14 protein-coding genes and 1 pseudogene are annotated in these 16,824 nt (G+C 48.4%); 11 read left to right on the plus strand and 4 right to left on the minus strand.

Annotated elements, in window-relative coordinates:
- Positions 1 to 762 (minus strand): type VI secretion system tip protein VgrG (gene vgrG / locus HMPREF1028_RS04580; RefSeq protein WP_009311630.1); only part of this gene is annotated, 762 nt, incomplete at its 3' end.
- Between the two features lie 197 nt (positions 763 to 959).
- Here vgrG and rfbB point away from each other — a divergent pair.
- From rfbB to HMPREF1028_RS15395, 10 genes and pseudogenes are all read left to right on the plus strand, one after another.
- Positions 960 to 2,024, plus strand: coding sequence for a dTDP-glucose 4,6-dehydratase (rfbB, locus tag HMPREF1028_RS04585; protein WP_036529100.1), 1,065 nt, complete (start codon positions 960 to 962; stop codon positions 2,022 to 2,024).
- 53 nt (positions 2,025 to 2,077) lie between these two features.
- Positions 2,078 to 2,449 carry a hypothetical protein gene (locus HMPREF1028_RS04590; RefSeq protein WP_009311632.1) on the plus strand — a complete coding sequence of 124 codons (372 nt, stop codon included), beginning with the start codon at positions 2,078 to 2,080 and terminating at the stop codon, positions 2,447 to 2,449.
- Between the two features lie 113 nt (positions 2,450 to 2,562).
- Positions 2,563 to 3,438 carry a glucose-1-phosphate thymidylyltransferase RfbA gene (rfbA, locus tag HMPREF1028_RS04595; protein ID WP_009311633.1) on the plus strand — a complete coding sequence of 292 codons (876 nt, stop codon included), beginning with the start codon at positions 2,563 to 2,565 and terminating at the stop codon, positions 3,436 to 3,438.
- A 67-nt stretch (positions 3,439 to 3,505) separates the two neighbouring features.
- Positions 3,506 to 4,045 (plus strand): dTDP-4-dehydrorhamnose 3,5-epimerase, encoded by a 540-nt coding sequence (gene rfbC, locus HMPREF1028_RS04600; RefSeq protein WP_009311634.1) that lies wholly within the window; start codon positions 3,506 to 3,508, stop codon positions 4,043 to 4,045.
- 105 nt (positions 4,046 to 4,150) lie between these two features.
- A complete protein-coding gene (locus tag HMPREF1028_RS04605) occupies positions 4,151 to 5,029 on the plus strand; it encodes a metal ABC transporter permease (protein WP_009311635.1) in 879 nt (292 codons plus the stop codon).
- A gap of 302 nt (positions 5,030 to 5,331) precedes the next feature.
- The gene (locus HMPREF1028_RS04610; protein WP_003761460.1) at positions 5,332 to 6,549 is read left to right on the plus strand and encodes an aspartate kinase; all 1,218 of its coding nucleotides are present in this window, start codon (positions 5,332 to 5,334) and stop codon (positions 6,547 to 6,549) included.
- Between the two features lie 183 nt (positions 6,550 to 6,732).
- Entirely contained in the window at positions 6,733 to 7,236 is a 504-nt protein-coding gene (locus HMPREF1028_RS04615; protein WP_003769215.1) for a hypothetical protein, read from the plus strand.
- Positions 7,237 to 7,436: 200 nt separating this feature from the next.
- Positions 7,437 to 8,096 (plus strand): hypothetical protein, encoded by a 660-nt coding sequence (locus HMPREF1028_RS04620; protein ID WP_009311636.1) that lies wholly within the window; start codon positions 7,437 to 7,439, stop codon positions 8,094 to 8,096.
- Between the two features lie 177 nt (positions 8,097 to 8,273).
- Entirely contained in the window at positions 8,274 to 10,499 is a 2,226-nt protein-coding gene (locus HMPREF1028_RS04625) for an NADP-dependent isocitrate dehydrogenase (protein ID WP_009311637.1), read from the plus strand.
- Positions 10,500 to 10,573: 74 nt separating this feature from the next.
- Positions 10,574 to 10,636 (plus strand): annotated as a pseudogene (locus tag HMPREF1028_RS15395) (transposase); the annotation flags it as partial.
- Positions 10,637 to 11,492: 856 nt separating this feature from the next.
- Here HMPREF1028_RS15395 and HMPREF1028_RS04630 read toward each other — a convergent pair.
- The 3 genes from HMPREF1028_RS04630 to HMPREF1028_RS04645 form a co-directional block, all read right to left on the minus strand.
- Positions 11,493 to 12,353, minus strand: coding sequence for a phosphoribosylaminoimidazolesuccinocarboxamide synthase (locus HMPREF1028_RS04630; protein ID WP_009311638.1), 861 nt, complete (start codon positions 12,351 to 12,353; stop codon positions 11,493 to 11,495).
- Positions 12,354 to 12,520: 167 nt separating this feature from the next.
- Positions 12,521 to 13,951, minus strand: coding sequence for a calcium-binding protein (locus tag HMPREF1028_RS15400; RefSeq protein ID WP_009311639.1), 1,431 nt, complete (start codon positions 13,949 to 13,951; stop codon positions 12,521 to 12,523).
- 587 nt (positions 13,952 to 14,538) lie between these two features.
- Positions 14,539 to 15,126: a LemA family protein gene (locus tag HMPREF1028_RS04645; RefSeq protein WP_003766272.1), complete on the minus strand. Its 588-nt coding sequence runs from the start codon at positions 15,124 to 15,126 to the stop codon at positions 14,539 to 14,541.
- 741 nt (positions 15,127 to 15,867) lie between these two features.
- Between HMPREF1028_RS04645 and rfbD the strand changes: the two genes are divergently transcribed.
- Positions 15,868 to 16,734 (plus strand): dTDP-4-dehydrorhamnose reductase, encoded by an 867-nt coding sequence (gene rfbD / locus HMPREF1028_RS04650; RefSeq protein WP_009311643.1) that lies wholly within the window; start codon positions 15,868 to 15,870, stop codon positions 16,732 to 16,734.
- Positions 16,735 to 16,824: the final 90 nt, after the last annotated feature.

A 16,824-nucleotide genomic window follows, 5' to 3' on the forward strand; every position in this document is an offset into this window, starting at 1 on the left:
ATCGGCGCTGCGGTAGTTGTAGTCGGCACTGCGTATGCCTTCGACGATGGGGTTGTGGCGGATGCTTAAGTTGAACAGTGCTTCGGTACCGACGCTTTCCAGTCCGGCATGGGGGCGGTAGGAAACAGGTAGGCTTTGGTCGCGGAAATAGTGTTCGGGACTGTCGCCGAAGACGACCACATCGCCATGTTGCTCATTCTGTTCGAAGGCATACCAAATGCCTTCTTCCTCACACAGACGGTTGATAAAAGCGAAGTCGCTTTCGAGATACTGGGTCACATACTCGCGGACGGTGTAGCTGCGGCTTTTTTGGAAACGGTAGTCGACACCGGAGAAACCGTGGTGCTTGAAGACGGCGGCAACGATGTCGGGGACGGTTTGGTTTTGAAACAGTCGGGAGGATTGGAAATGTTTTAAAGCCGCGAAGCGCGGCTCTAAAACAAAGCGGTAAACGGTTTCATCCTTGGATACGGACAGCTTCTCACACGAAGTCACGATGCCCTGCCATTGTTTCGCCGGAGACTCGTCCGAACCGGCTGAAAAGGCGGCGGCGACTTCGGACAATACGGCCTCCTGCGGACGGATTTCAAATGCTGCGCGCTGGTTGAGGTAGGAAGACAGCGGCAATGAGGAATCGGTGGAGGTGGCGGTGATTTCGACGCGGTAGGCAGTGTTGGCGGCTTCGGAGGCGGTGAAGGATTTGACGGAGAGGGAGGGGGAGAATCGGGAGAAGGTGAGGTGGTAGGATTGGCGGGCAGTCATGATAACACTAAGATGAATTTATGATGAACGCCTGAAATATACCATAACCATAATGATAAATATATTTGTTAAGATAAATGGCATAAATTCCACCTGAACGGCAAGAAAAATACCATGATGTTAAACTCCCTCCATGTATACACATATATATGTATACAGTTATAATTCAAAGCTGTACTGTATCTCAGACCCATTCCATGAAAAAAATCCTCGTTACCGGCGGCGCGGGCTTTATCGGCTCGGCAGTTGTCCGCCACATCATCCAAAATACCCAAGATTCCGTCATCAACCTCGACAAGTTAACTTACGCGGGCAATCTAGAATCACTGACCGACGTAGCCGAAAGTCCCCGTTACGCTTTTGAGCAAGTGGACATTTGCAATCGTGCCGAACTTGACCGTGTGTTTGCACAACACCAGCCCGATGCCGTCATGCACTTGGCAGCGGAAAGCCATGTTGACCGCTCTATCGATTCAGCAGGCGAATTTATCCAAACCAACATCGTCGGTACGTTCAACCTACTGGAAGCTGCGCGCGCCTATTGGCAGCAAATGTCGTCTGAAAAACGCGAAGCTTTCCGTTTTCACCATATTTCCACCGATGAAGTCTATGGCGACTTGCACGGTACGGACGATTTGTTTACCGAAACTACGCCCTACGCCCCGTCCAGCCCCTATTCCGCTTCCAAGGCTTCCAGCGACCATCTCGTGCGTGCATGGCTGCGCACTTACGGCCTGCCGACCATCGTAACCAACTGTTCGAACAACTACGGTCCGTACCACTTCCCTGAAAAACTCATTCCATTGATGATTCTGAACGCGCTCGACGGCAAGCCCCTGCCCGTGTACGGCGACGGGATGCAAATCCGCGACTGGCTGTTTGTCGAAGACCACGCCCGCGCACTGTATCAGGTTGTTACCGAAGGCGTCGTCGGCGAAACCTACAATATCGGTGGACACAATGAAAAAGCCAATATCGAGGTAGTCAAAACCATCTGCGCCCTGCTGGAAGAACTCGTTCCCGAAAAACCAGCCGGTGTGGCGCGTTACGAAGACTTGATTACTTTTGTGCAAGACCGCCCCGGCCATGACGTGCGCTACGCCATCGATGCCGCCAAAATCGGCAGGGAACTGGGCTGGAAACCGCAGGAAACGTTCGAATCAGGCATCCGCAAAACGGTGCAATGGTATTTGAACAATAAAACTTGGTGGCAAAATGTATTGAACGGCAGCTACCGTTTGGAACGTCTGGGCAAGCTGTAAACCATACCTGCCCTACATTGCAAACAACAGGCATCATCGAAAAAGGTATTTCCATGCATTCTCTGTCCCGCATAGTCTTATCGGCAACTTTGACCTCAGCCTTGTTCGTCTCTATGCCAGTTCTGGCAAAAGAAACGCGACATCATGCCGCACAAACGACTGTTAAAAAGATAACAAAAGCCGATGGCAGCACTATTGAGCGGGCAGTTGTCATCATTGAAGACGACACTATGCGCGGCATTGGCGCCGAAAACCGCTGGATTGCAGAAAATATGCCGGGATACCGCAAAGTCGGACAAGCCCTGTTGCAGCAAAACGGCGGCGTCTATGACCGTATTGATGTGCAAAATGAAGCAGGCGACATCCGTTCCGTTTACTTCGATATCAAAAGCTTCTTTGGTATGGTAAACGGCAAGCCTCTTTAAAACCAAAGGTCGTCTGAAAACACTAGCCATGCACAAACTATGTTTTCAGACGACCTTAAAATCCATTTCACACATTTTGCTGATTTCAACAATCAGACCAACAAAGGACCCCCATGAAAGGCATCATCCTTGCCGGCGGCAGCGGCACACGCCTCTACCCCATCACACGCGGTGTATCCAAACAGCTCCTGCCCGTGTACGACAAACCCATGATCTACTATCCCCTGTCCGTATTGATGCTGGCCGGAATACGCGAAATCTTGGTCATCACCACCCCCGAAGACAATCCCTCTTTCAGACGACTGCTCGGCGACGGCAGCGATTTCGGCATCTCCATCAGCTACGCCGAACAACCCAGCCCCGACGGCTTGGCGCAAGCATTCATCATCGGCGAAGAGTTCATCGGCAACGACAACGTCTGCTTGGTCTTGGGCGACAATATTTTCTACGGCCAATCGTTTACCCAAACCCTGAAACAAGCTGCCTCCAAAAAACACGGCGCCACCGTGTTCGGCTACCAAGTCAAAGACCCCGAACGTTTCGGCGTCGTCGAATTTGACGAAAACTTCAATGCCTTATCCATCGAAGAAAAACCGAAACAGCCCAAATCCGACTGGGCGGTAACAGGCTTATATTTCTACGACAGCCGCGTCGTAGAATTTGCCAAACAAGTCAAACCGTCCGCGCGCGGCGAACTCGAAATCAGCACGCTCAACCAAATGTATCTTGACGACGGTTCATTATCCGTACAGCTTTTGGGGCGCGGCTTTGCATGGTTGGACACCGGTACGCACGAAAGCCTGCACGAAGCCGCCTCATTCGTCCAAACCGTGCAAAACATCCAAGACCTGCAAGTCGCCTGTCTCGAAGAAATCGCTTGGCGTAACGGCTGGCTTTCAGACGAGCGTTTGGAAGAACTCGCCCGCCCGATGGCAAAAAACCAATACGGTCAATACCTGTTACGCTTGTTGGCGAGCATAAACCGCTAAGCTCAAACCTATTGTATTCATAGCATCAAACGTAGTTTTCTTGATTCGTTCAAGTGGAATTGAAAATATGAAAATCATTGATACCACCATTCCCGAAGTCAAACTTTTAGAACCGCAAGTCTTCGGCGACGCGCGCGGCTTTTTTATGGAAACTTTCCGCGACGAATGGTTTAAGGCCAACGTCTGCGACCGCACCTTCGTGCAGGAAAACCATTCCAAATCAGGCAAAGGCGTATTACGCGGCCTGCATTACCAAACCGAAAACACGCAAGGCAAACTCGTCCGCGTCGTTGTCGGCGAAGTGTTCGACGTTGCCGTCGATATGCGCAAAGGTTCGCCGACTTTCGGCAAATGGGCGGGCGAAATCCTGTCGGCTGAAAACAAACGCCAGCTTTGGGTACCCGAAGGCTTCGCACACGGCTTTTACGTTTTGAGCGATGAAGCCGAATTCGTTTACAAATGCACGGACTATTACAACCCGAAAGCCGAACATTCGCTGATTTGGAACGACCCGACCGTCGGCATCGAATGGCCGCTGCAAGGCGAACCCAACCTGTCGCCCAAAGACTTGGCAGGTAAAATCTTGGCAGAAGCCGCAACCTTTTAAGGTCGTCTGAAAACGATTGCAGGCGGTTATCCCATTTGCCCTTATGCGGCAGAATCAGGATAATGCGCCTGCATCGATTATTTTCAAACCCAAACGGCAAACACCATGAATTTTTACGATTTACTGATTTCTCCGTTCGCAGAGTTCGATTTCATGCGTTATGCGCTGGCATCGATATTCTGTTTGGCACTCAGTGCCGCACCTGTCGGCGTCTTCCTCGTGATGCGCCGCATGAGCCTGGTCGGAGACGCATTAAGTCACGCCGTTTTGCCCGGAGCCGCGATAGGTTATATTTTCGCCGGTTTGAGCCTGCCGGCAATGAGCATAGGCGGCTTTGTTGCCGGCATGCTGATGGCTCTTTTGGCAGGATTGGTCAGCCGTTTTACCACTTTGAAAGAGGATGCCAACTTTGCCGCATTTTATTTGAGCAGTCTGGCAATCGGCGTCATCTTGGTCAGCAAACAAAAGGACGGCAGCGTAGATTTACTGCATTTGCTGTTTGGTTCCGTCTTGGCAGTGGACATCCCTGCATTACAACTGATTGCCATCGCCGCCAGCATAACGATTACCGCTTTGGCAATCATCTACCGCCCCTTAGTCTTGGAAAGCATAGACCCTCTGTTCCTAAAAGCCGTCGGCGGGAAAGGCGGATTTTGGCATGTTGTGTTTCTGGTGTTGGTGGTTATGAACTTGGTTGCCGGCTTTCAAGCACTCGGCACGCTGATGTCAGTCGGACTGATGATGTTGCCCGCCATTACCGCCCGATTGTGGGCAAAAAATATGGGTATGTTGATTTTATTGTCAGTCTTGCTGGCACTCTTCTGCGGCTTTGCGGGCTTGCTGTTTTCGTATCACGTCGAAATACCGTCGGGTCCCGCCATTATTTTGTGTTGCGGCGTCTTATACACCCTGTCCGTCATCTTCGGCAGCGAAGGCGGCATAGTGACCAAATGGATACGCGGCAAAAAACACCGCACTGCTTGACGGCAAGCCATACTCTCCAAACCAATCAACCCGTCAATCCATTGTTCCTGACCCGGTTTCATTGCCCAACTGAAACAAAAGGTCGTCTGAAAACTGAACTGCACCCCAAAAGTTGGACATCCCCTCGGTTTTCAGACGACCTTTTGCCATGAATCACACTCCAACGCCCTTATTCTCCGATTCCGGTAGAAAATTCGATTATTCCCGTCCCAGCCTTGAATTTCATGTAAAAAATAGTAATAATAAGCCCTTTTCCAGCAGACCATACTGCCCGACCAACTCCCCTCAAGAAAGCACGAAACATGGCGTTAATCGTACATAAATACGGCGGCACATCAGTAGGCTCGCCCGAACGCATTAAAAACGTAGCCAAACGTGTCGCCAAAGCCCGCGCCGAAGGACACGACATCGTTGTCGTCGTATCCGCCATGAGCGGCGAAACCAACCGCCTGGTTGCGCTGGCGCACGAAATGCAGGAGCATCCCGATCCGCGCGAGCTGGACGTAGTTTTGTCCACCGGCGAGCAAGTGACCATCGGCCTTTTGGCAATGGCATTGAAAGACATCGGCGTGGATGCCAAAAGCTACACCGGCTGGCAGGTCGCCCTCAAAACCGATACTTCCCACACCAAAGCCCGCATCGAAAGCATCGATGACGAAAAAATGCGCGCCGACCTCGCCGAGGGCAAAGTCGTCATCGTCGCCGGCTTCCAAGGCATCAGCAGCGAAGGCGATATTTCCACGCTCGGACGCGGCGGTTCCGACACTTCCGCCGTTGCACTCGCCGCCGCTCTCAAAGCGGACGAATGCCAAATCTATACCGACGTAGACGGCGTTTACACCACCGACCCCCGCGTCGTACCCGAAGCGCGCCGCATGGATACGGTTACATTTGAAGAAATGATCGAACTGGCAAGCCTCGGTTCGAAAGTTTTACAAATCCGTTCAGTAGAATTCGCCGGAAAATACAAAGTGCGCCTGCGCGTACTGAGCAGCCTGCAAGACGGCGGCAACGGCACCTTAATTACCTTTGAAGAGGACGACAACATGGAAAGAGCTGCCGTAACCGGTATCGCATTCGATAAAAACCAAGCCCGCATCAACGTGCGCGGCGTACCCGACAAACCCGGCGTCGCCTATCAGATTTTAGGCGCGGTTGCCGATGCCAATATCGAAGTCGACATGATCATCCAAAATGTCGGCAGCGAAGGCACTACCGATTTCTCCTTCACCGTACCGCGCGGCGAGTACAAACAAACCATCGAAATCCTGACCAAACTGCAAGACAGCATCGGCGCCGCAGCCATCGACGGCGACGACACCGTGTGCAAAGTCTCCGCAGTCGGCTTGGGCATGCGTTCGCACGTCGGCGTTGCCGCCAAAATCTTCCGCACCCTCGCTGAAGAAGGCATCAACATCCAAATGATTTCCACCTCAGAAATCAAAGTTTCCGTCTTGATTGACGAGAAATACATGGAACTCGCCACCCGCGTCCTGCATAAAGCGTTTGATTTGGGTTAATCGGGTTATATGCTTGGAAGGTCGTCTGAAATTTTATTTTCAGACGATCTTTTTTATGAGAAAACCGTAGGTTGGAATCTATATCCGATAATATTTTCTTAGCTGTTTATCGGACATCTCCTCCATAAGCGCAACCTAAAAAAGTAGTAATTGATTTTAGAATTCTGACAAGGTATAGGATATATGTGGAATATTAAAGATATTGAACATGATGAATTAATTCAATTCTTAAAGAATGAAAAATTCTACGCTTCACCTTTTAACATAAAAGATGATCAAATTAAGATAATCCATGATGGTGATTTAGCTACTTATTTTGCAACTGATGATTCAGAAGAATTTTTTCAAGATTGGCAATCTTTATGGGAAAACCAGATAGTCAATTTAAATATTTACGGAAATAGCAACATACTATCCAAAATTAATCATTTTTTGGAAGAAGAATTAAATTATTCAAAGGACTTTTGTGGCGCAACCAAAAAAGTTGGTTATGATGCTGGTACGGAAATCTCCCTCCTTTTTAATAATATGGAGGGAGATATGCTAAAACTTTTATTATGCGTTGCCCATAATAAAACATCTCCATTTATTGAAAAAATGAGGCTAATTTATCTCAATAATGGTTTTCCATGTGGATATGAAGGTTCCTATCCTAATGGAAAATTTGTGGTCTTTTCTAATAAATAAATTATCAGCAGTCTGTAGGTTAATCTGTGATATCTGAAGAGAGTTTAAGCAGATTTGGCGCGTTATTCATAAAAATATTTTTAAGTTTGCTATATCAATACCCAATAATTGGATTCCCTCTCCAAGGTCGTCTGAAAATAAGAAACCTTTTTTACCACCGTCGGACTAACGGATTATCAACGCAATATTTAAGGAGCTTTATGACTGCCTTCATCCGTTTCGTTTCTGTGTTGCTGACCGCATCCGCATTGACTGTCAGCGTAAGCGCCACTGCCAAACCTGTTGCTGAAAAACGCGTCGCGGTGCAGTCTTCCAAAGGCAAGGTCATGCTGCCCGCCGGGTATGCCAAAATGATCCACGACTTTCCCGAGCCTGATCCGAAACTGCTGGAGCCAATCCCTATTTCAAATGTGAAATCGCCATACGGACGGGCGGATTTGGTTAAATTTTTCGAAATCGTTTTACAGTCTCATTCGGAATTGATGGCAGCACAAGATGAATTTAACCGGGCCGGAGAAAATTCGACACATTCTCCAGAATTTTTTGAAGCTGCAAAAAAGCTGGATGATGAGTGGAAAAAAGTTACCGGAAGGTTTTTGGATGCTGATTTCCGCGATTCTGAAATTAAAGCAGTGGTTAACCGGAGGGTCGAAATCAACATATTGGCAAGTCATGTCTTGGAATATTTGATAAAACATCAAAAAACCTTGATGGGTGACGGAGAAAAAAACCCTGAAATAAACCAATTGGATGTAATGGCTTTTCTAGAAAAACGAAATAAAGCTCAAGAAGGAGTTAAGAAAAGCAATGCAGAAATATTGAAAGCCGTCCGTGCATTAAAGAAAAAATATTCCCTATAATCCCCCCAAAGGTCGTCTGAAAACGCTACCGAAGCCGTTTCAGACGGCCTTTTTGCAAACTGATTGATAACATATTAAAACCATATCCCAAGCCTGCCGAAATATGCCATAATAGCCACGCAGCGCGCTTTTGCGCCGCATTCGAAAAGAAAAACCTAACCTACAAGAGAATATCCCATGACTAGCAAAGCCACCATTATCTACACCCATACCGACGAAGCCCCCGCGCTGGCGACCCAATCCCTGCTGCCGATTGTGCAGGCATTTACCCGCCATGTCGGTATCGAAGTCAAAACCAGCGATATTTCCCTGTCCGGCCGCATTCTGGCGGCGTTCCCCGAATATCTGACCGAAGCGCAGCGCGTACCCGACGCGCTTGCCGAGTTGGGCGAACTGGTGAAACAGCCCGACGCCAACGTGATCAAACTGCCGAACATCAGCGCATCCGTACCGCAACTGACCGCTGCGATTAAAGAATTGCAGGCAAAAGGCTTTGCCGTCCCCGACTATCCCGCCGACCCGCAAACCGACGAAGAAAAAGCCGTACGCGAACGCTACGACCGCATCAAAGGCAGCGCGGTAAACCCTGTCCTGCGCGAAGGCAACTCCGACCGTCGCGCGCCTAAAGCAGTGAAAAACTTTGCGAAAAAACATCCGCACAGCATGGGTGCATGGACCAAAGATTCCAAAACCCACGTTGCCACCATGCAAAGCGGCGACTTTTTCCATAACGAACAATCCGTTACCGTACCCGATGCGACTTCCGTATCCATCGTGTTCACCGATAAACAAGGCAACAAAAAAGAGCTGCGCGAGCCTGTCGCCCTGAAAGCCGGCGAAATCATCGACGCGACCGTGATGAGCAAAAAAGCCCTGCTCGCCTTCCTTGCCGAACAAGTGCAAGACGCGAAGGCAAAAGGCGTCTTGTTCTCGCTGCACATGAAAGCCACCATGATGAAAGTGTCCGACCCGATTATCTTCGGACACGCCGTCAAAGTGTTCTTCGCGCCCGTCTTTGAAAAATTCGGCGACAAACTGGCTGCCGCAGGCGTCAACGTCAACAACGGCTTCGGCAACCTGCTTGCCAATCTGGACAAACTGGATGCGGACACCCGCGCCGCCGTCGAAGCTGAAATCGCCGCCGTCTACGCTGCCAACCCCGATTTGGCGATGGTCGATTCTGACAAAGGCATCACCAACCTGCACGTCCCCAGCGACGTCATCGTCGATGCTTCTATGCCCGCGATGATTCGTAATTCCGGCCGCATGTGGGACAAAAACGGCAAAGCGCAAGACACCAAAGCCGTGATTCCCGACAGCAGCTACGCAGGCGTTTATCAGGCAACCATCGACTTCTGCCGCGAACACGGCGCGTTCGATCCGACAACCATGGGTACCGTGCCCAACGTCGGTCTGATGGCGCAGGCAGCCGAAGAATACGGTTCGCACAATAAAACCTTCGAAATCGAAGCCGACGGTCAGGTTCAAGTCATCGATGCGGCGGGCAAAGTCCTGATGCAGCACAACGTTGAAGCAGGCGACATCTGGCGTATGTGCCAAACCAAAGACGCGCCCGTCAAAGACTGGGTACAACTCGCCGTCAACCGCGCCCGCCTGAGCAACACGCCCGCCGTGTTCTGGCTCGACGAAAACCGTCCGCACGATAAAAGCCTGCTCGCCAAGGTTAAAGCCTACCTTGCCGAACTGGATACCGACGGCCTCGACATCCGCGTCCTCGCTCCCGAAGAAGCCGCCAAGTTCAGCTTAGGCCGTCTGAAAAACGGCGAAGACACCATTTCCGTAACCGGCAACGTTTTGCGCGATTATCTGACCGACCTGTTCCCGATTTTGGAACTCGGCACCAGCGCGAAAATGCTGTCTATCGTTCCTTTGATGAACGGCGGTGGTATGTTTGAAACCGGCGCAGGCGGCTCCGCACCGAAACATGTTCAACAATTCCTTGAAGAAAACCACTTGCGTTGGGACTCTTTGGGCGAATTCCTCGCGCTCGCCGTATCGTTTGAACATCTGGCGCAAAAAACCGGCAACACCAAAGCCCAAGTCCTCGCCGACACGCTGGATGCCGCTACCGAAAAACTGCTGTTGAACGACAAATCGCCCAAACGTAAAGCAGGCGAACTCGACAACCGTGGCAGCCATTTCTACCTCACCCTCTACTGGGCGCAAGAGCTGGCAGCGCAGGATAAAGACGCGGAATTGAAAGCAGCATTTGCGCCGCTGGCAGAAACGCTGACCGCCGATGAAGCGAAAATCGTTGCCGAGCTTTCCGCCGCACAAGGCAAAGCGGCCGACATCGGCGGCTACTACGCCCCCGACGCTGCAAAAGCCGCCCAAGCCATGCGCCCGAGTGAAACATTCAATCAGGCATTGGCAAAGCTGTAAAAGTATTACGGTAAGGCTGTAAACATGAAAGGTCGTCTGAAAACCTGTATTCAAAGGTTTTCAGACGACCTTTTTATAGTGGATTAAATTTAAATCAGGACAAGGCGACGAAGCCGCAGACAGTACAGATAGTACGGAACCGATTCACTTGGTGCTTCAGCACCTTAGAGAATCGTTCTCTTTGAGCTAAGGCGAGGTAACGCCGTCCTAGTTTAAAGTTAATCCACTATAATCTTCCAAGGCACCAACTTGCCTTTAACAAATAAACAAGAATCAGGACGAGGGGTCGGAACAACGAACCGCAGAGATAAGACAAGGCTGATTTATTTCATGCATTCTCCGCTCAGAAATCCTTTTTTAAACTAGACGCCCCCTGACCTACCTTTAATTTATCTGTGCGTCTCATACGATATTGCGGCGCATTTGAAACAGTACAAAAAACTAAAGACCGTCCGAGAAACGGGCGGTCTTAGATATTGTGAGGAATTTCAGCATTATTCCTTAGCGTGCTTTCGGTGTAGTCGGTGCAACTGGTTTTCCAGTGAACGAAGCACGTTTTGCGGCTTGAAAGATAGCCAATCGTCTACGATGTTGCATCATTATTTCCTTTCTTTTTCTATTATTTGGATTATTCCCGGTTCTATAAACCGGATGCCCTATCTATACCATTTATTTTTTCAAATAAAATATAGTACAGTTATTGTGAGATGCTATGGAGGACATCATAAATGCTTTATCCGTTGATGAACAGAGGATTTTTGTAAATTTATGATTTTATTCTTTAATCAGAAAATAAAGACGGACTGACCTGATTTGCCACAGCCAGTCCGCCTTTATATAGTGGATTAACTTTAAACCAGTACGGCGTTGCCTCGCCTTAGCTCAAAGAGAACGATTCTCTAAGGTGCTGAAACACCAAGTGAATCGGTTCCGTACTATCTGTACTGTCTGCGGCTTCGTCGCCTTGTCCTGATTTAAATTTAATCCACTATATTATTCCGTCAATAAATTCAATGCTTCCCGATATTTATCAACTGTTTTCTGAATAACATCGCTAGGGACGTCCGGTGCCGGAGCTTTTTTGTTCCAACCGCTTTGCTCCAACCAATCCCGAACAAATTGCTTGTCAAAAGACGGCGGATTAGTGCCGACTTGATATTGATCAGCCGGCCAAAAGCGGCTGGAATCGGGCGTCAGCACTTCATCCATCAGGGTTAATGTACCGTTTTCATCCAGCCCGAATTCAAATTTGGTATCGCATATGATGATACCGCGTGATTTTGCATATTCTGCAGCTTCCGTATAAAGCTGAATGGCTTTAGCGCGCACTTCAGCCGCCAACTCTTTACCGATAATGCGTTCGCATTCTTCAAAACTGATGTTTTCATCATGATCGCCGACGGCAGCCTTGGTGGACGGGGTAAAAATCACTTCCGGAAGCTGCTGCGCTTCTTTCATCCCTTCGGGAAGTTTGATGCCGCAGACAGAACCGTTTTTTTGGTAATCTTTCCACCCGCTGCCCGCCAAATAACCACGCACAATCGCCTCTACTTTGACAGGAGTCAGTTTCTTGGCGACAACTGCGCGTTTCTCGATGGCTTTGGCTTCACGTTCAGGCAACACATCATAAACCGTATCGCCGGTAAAATGATTGGGCATGATATGCGCCAGTTTTTGAAACCAGAAATTGGAAATCTGCGTCAGAATTTCTCCTTTACCCGGAATCGGATTGTCTAAAATCACGTCAAATGCAGACAATCGGTCGGATGCGACCATCAACATGCGCTTGCTGTCGATTTCGTATAAATCTCGCACTTTTCCAGAGTAAATCTTTTTCAAGCTGATTTCGGACATTTCAGGTTTCTCCCTTCGCTGACTCGGTTTAAACAGGATTCCGTTATTTTATCCGAATTTGGATTTTTGGGTCAGATTGTTTACAAAATAGGTCGTCTGAAAACGTTTTGCACGGATGCAGACGCTTTCAGACGACCTTATCAATCCTAAGTATAGCTAATCAGAGATTAGATGCTAGGAACTTGGGTTTGTTGTTGGATGCTGTTTACAGCTGACAGAGAGTAGTAATCGCCATGACCGGTTACTTCGTAGGTGCTGCCATCGGCGAACTTGAAGTTTTCGATCTTATGGTTGTTACCGGAGAACCAGTCGTCAATGGTAACAGTGTCACCGCCGCCGACAGATACGGTCAGGCTGTTGCCTGTTTTGCTCAACAACACGTCGGAAGCAGAAATACCTTTGCCGAATTGCAGGGTATCGTTACCGCTTTCGTCTTGGATGGTGTCGCGACCGTAACCTTTATCGAAGAAGTAGGTATCGTCGCCGGTACCGCCGATCAGGACATCGTTGCCGATGCCGCCGTCGAGGTAGTCGTTACCGTCTTTACCCACCAGGCAGTCATCGCCTGCCAAGCCGTACAGGTGGTTGTTGCCGGAGTTACCGTTGATGTCGTTGTTCAGAGCGTTACCGGTACCATTGATGTTGCCAGAACCTTGCAAGAACAGGTGTTCAACGTTGTCGGTCAGGGTGTAGTCGATTACGCTGCGAACGGTATCGATACCGCCGTTAGCATTACCGTATTCGATAACTTGGTCGCCTTTGTGGTCAACAAAGTAAACGTCATTACCATCACCACCGCGCATGATGTCAGCGTCAGAACCGCCGTTCAGGTAGTCATTGCCGTCACCGCCTTGCAGGTAGTCTTTACCGCCTTGACCGTACAGGGAATCACCGTTGTTGTCACCTTGCAGAGTGTCGTTACCGTCACCACCGTAAATCACGTCAGCACCGTCGCCACCGTAGATAACGTCATCACCGCCTGTACCGTAAATGGTATCTTTCTTATCAGTACCTACGGTTTTGGTCAGACCGTCTTTATCTTTGGTTGAACCATCGACATGGATGATGTTACCCGGATTTTTGTCGTCATGGCCGTAAGTATTTTGTTGGTTTTGATCGTCAACGCAATCTTTGCAGTCTTTATCGTTGGGTTTAGGCTGCGGTTTTGGTTGTGGTTTAGGTTGCGGTTGGGGTTTAGGCTGCGGCTGAGGTTGTGGCTGCGGCTTAGGTTGGGGTTGTGGGTGGGGTTGTGGGTGGGGTTGAGGTTGTGGTTTTGGCTCAACCGGTGGGCAGTAAGGATCAACATGCTTCGGAGGAACCGGTTTTGGAGCCGGTTTAGGGTAATAAGGTTTACCCGGGTTGCAGTTGAAATCGATGATGATGCATTTGTACGCAGGTTTCGGCGGAGGGCAGTAGGCGCCATGACCGAATTTGCCGTGAGGCATTTTGAAGCCGTGTGAAGAACCGTAGTTATGGAAACCGCCTTTGTAACCGAAACCGCCATGGCTCGGTGGGCAGTAAGGATTGTACGGTTTGACCGGAGGGCAATATGCGTTGAAGTGGCCTTTGGATGAGTAGCCGCCATAATGATAAGTCATAATAAATCACTCCCAGAATATAATTAAGAAGCATAGGCCTTTTGACAAAAATACAGACCAGCCAAACTGCCTACATTGTTATTTTAGTGATATTTCGCAGAAAACTTACATTCTCGTCGCTAACGGTAAAAATTTTGGATAAATGGAAATTTATTTTTCCATGATAATGAACAATATTACATTGGAAACCAACCCTGTTATTTTCATCATGATGCAATATCATGATTATTTTAACCAAATGAAAATACAATACGCCATAAAAATATTATTCATATATTTCAATAGTTTTTTAAGAATTGCTAGTTTTTACTCAATCCCGCTCATTTCTCATTCAATTGAAAATCTCCCTCCCATCCTTACCCATCAAGGTTTTATTGCATTATCATTTATTTTGACATACGAATATAATTTAAACTTTTTTACACTTTAATTTTCATCTTACAAAACAAACAGATAAATTACCGAACTATATCAATCTTGATTACCGGGCAATAATCCGTTGCAAAATGACAAAAGGGTCGTCTGAAAATACGTTTTTCAGACGACCCTTTTGGGTACCACTCAAATCCATTGGCTGCAAAACCGTATCAAAATTGCACCCGTTGCGCATTGGAAATTTCACGTTCATTCTCAATACTGAAATTTGCCCTTACATACTGCCCGAAAAGTTTCGCGGTCATACTTTGCGGGAAACGCCTCAACGTAGCGTTATAGGTGCGGACAGCCTGAATATAGTTGTTCCTTGCTTGATTAATCCGGTTTTCCGCCTCTTCAAGGCGCGTAGTCAGACGCTGATAATCCAAGCTTTCCGCCAAAAGCGGATAATGGTCTGAAATCAGCGTCATTTGCGTCAAAATTCCGCTCAATTCTCCCTGAACCTCCTGAAAACGCTTCAATTTCGCCGGGTTGGCAGCCTCCTCCAAATTTAGATTCATACGGACCGCCCGACTTTGAACGTCAGACAACTTGAACAAAATATCCTCTTCAGGGCCGGCATACGTCTTAACGACATTCGATAAATCGGACACCAATGCCGAACGCTGACCGTATTGCTTCATCACTTCCACCCAAGCATGTTTGATATCCTGTGCTTGAGCATGCATCACATAATAGCTGCGCCCGACAATACCTATTACCAATACTGCCAATACTATCGGCCACCATTTTTTCCACATCAACCACATACTCCGTGAATATACGCAACATTCCATACCGTATTCATTTTTTCAGACGACCCCAATCTGTATAAGAGGTCGTCTGAAAACCATCGAGCAGTATATCTCTAAGCTGTCCCTACTCGGATAAAAATCAAACAAACAAAATTATTTTCAGATAATCGGTATCGTTGCGAAGTTTGCACTATAATATATCAGGCATTGGCAGACTCACTACCGCATCGGATTTTTATAGTGGATTAACTTTAAACCAGTACGGCGTTGCCTCGCCTTAGCTCAAAGAGAACGATTCTCTAAGGTGCTGAAGCACCAAGTGAATCGGTTCCGTACTATCTGTACTGTCTGCGGCTTCGTCGCCTTGTCCTGATTTAAATTTAATCCACTATATTATTCCTCTTGCAAAAATCAGCATGATTTCAGGTTTAAATCCGCTTTCCATCTTTTTCGGAAACAAGCGGGGTCGTCTGAAAATAGAAAATGGGAAGCATCTTCTGCTTTCGTTTCTACGCAGGGATGATGCAGTTAAGATGTCCCAGCCTGAATTTGCAAAAGGGTTATTTCACAAAATGGTCTTATTGGCGGGTCAAACATCTGCCCAACCGTCTTCCAATCTGTTTTGTCTTGAATGTACTGTTTCAGCGTTCCCGAATAATGAATTCGGACGCTTGCCCAAATCGTTCCAATTGCCGTCCTTTTAATCCGGCAATACTTTTTTAAAACTTTCAAACGAGGAGAAACCATATGCGAACCCTGTTAACCGGTTCAAAAGGACAATTGGCGCGTTGCTTTCGCGACCGCCTGCCTGAAAATTGGGAATTGATTGCCACCGATTCGACATCCTTGGATATTACAGATACCGAAGCCGTTCGCAATATGGTTCAAAACTTCCAACCCGACGCCATAGTCAATGCAGCGGCCTTTACCGCAGTCGATAAAGCAGAGGCCCATGTCAGCACCGCATTTGCCGTCAACGCCACCGCCGTCCACAACCTTGCCTCTGCCGCCCGCGCCTGCCAAGCCCGCTTTATCCATATCTCTACGGACTATGTGTTCGACGGCACAAACAAGACCCCATACAAAGAGCAAGACTATACCAACCCGCAAAGCGTGTATGGGCGCACTAAAGTCTCAGGCGAACTGCTCGCTTTGGCAGCCAATCCGGACAGCGTCATCATCCGTACCTCATGGCTATTCAGCGAATACGGTAACAACTTTGTCAAAACCATGATCAGACTAGCAGGAGAACGGGACAACCTCTCCATCGTTCATGACCAAACAGGCAGCCCTACTTATGCCGGCGACCTTGCCCAAGCCATCATTACTTTGCTGCAGCAACCCGTTGCCCCACGGGGTATTTATCACTACGGCGGCAATAAATCGGTAACATGGTATGAATTTGCCCAAGCCATTTTCCAAGCGGCGCAACAGCAAGCCCCTAATTTCAGAGTTCCGCAACTGAACGCCATCACGACCGACCAATACCCCCTACCCGCCCCGCGTCCTGCTTACAGCATTATGGACTGCCAAAAAATAGAAAACGAATGCGGCATCAAGGCATCCGATTGGCAAAAAGCGTTAAATGAAATCATCGGCAAGCTGGATAACTGACTAGCACCCTCTGCCATATAAAACAAAAGACCGCAACAAACGAAGCGGTCTTTTGTTTTACTCAAAATATACCGGCAATCAAACGAAATA

This window comes from Neisseria sp. GT4A_CT1 (assembly GCF_000227275.1).
In the GTDB taxonomy this organism is placed as follows: domain Bacteria; phylum Pseudomonadota; class Gammaproteobacteria; order Burkholderiales; family Neisseriaceae; genus Neisseria.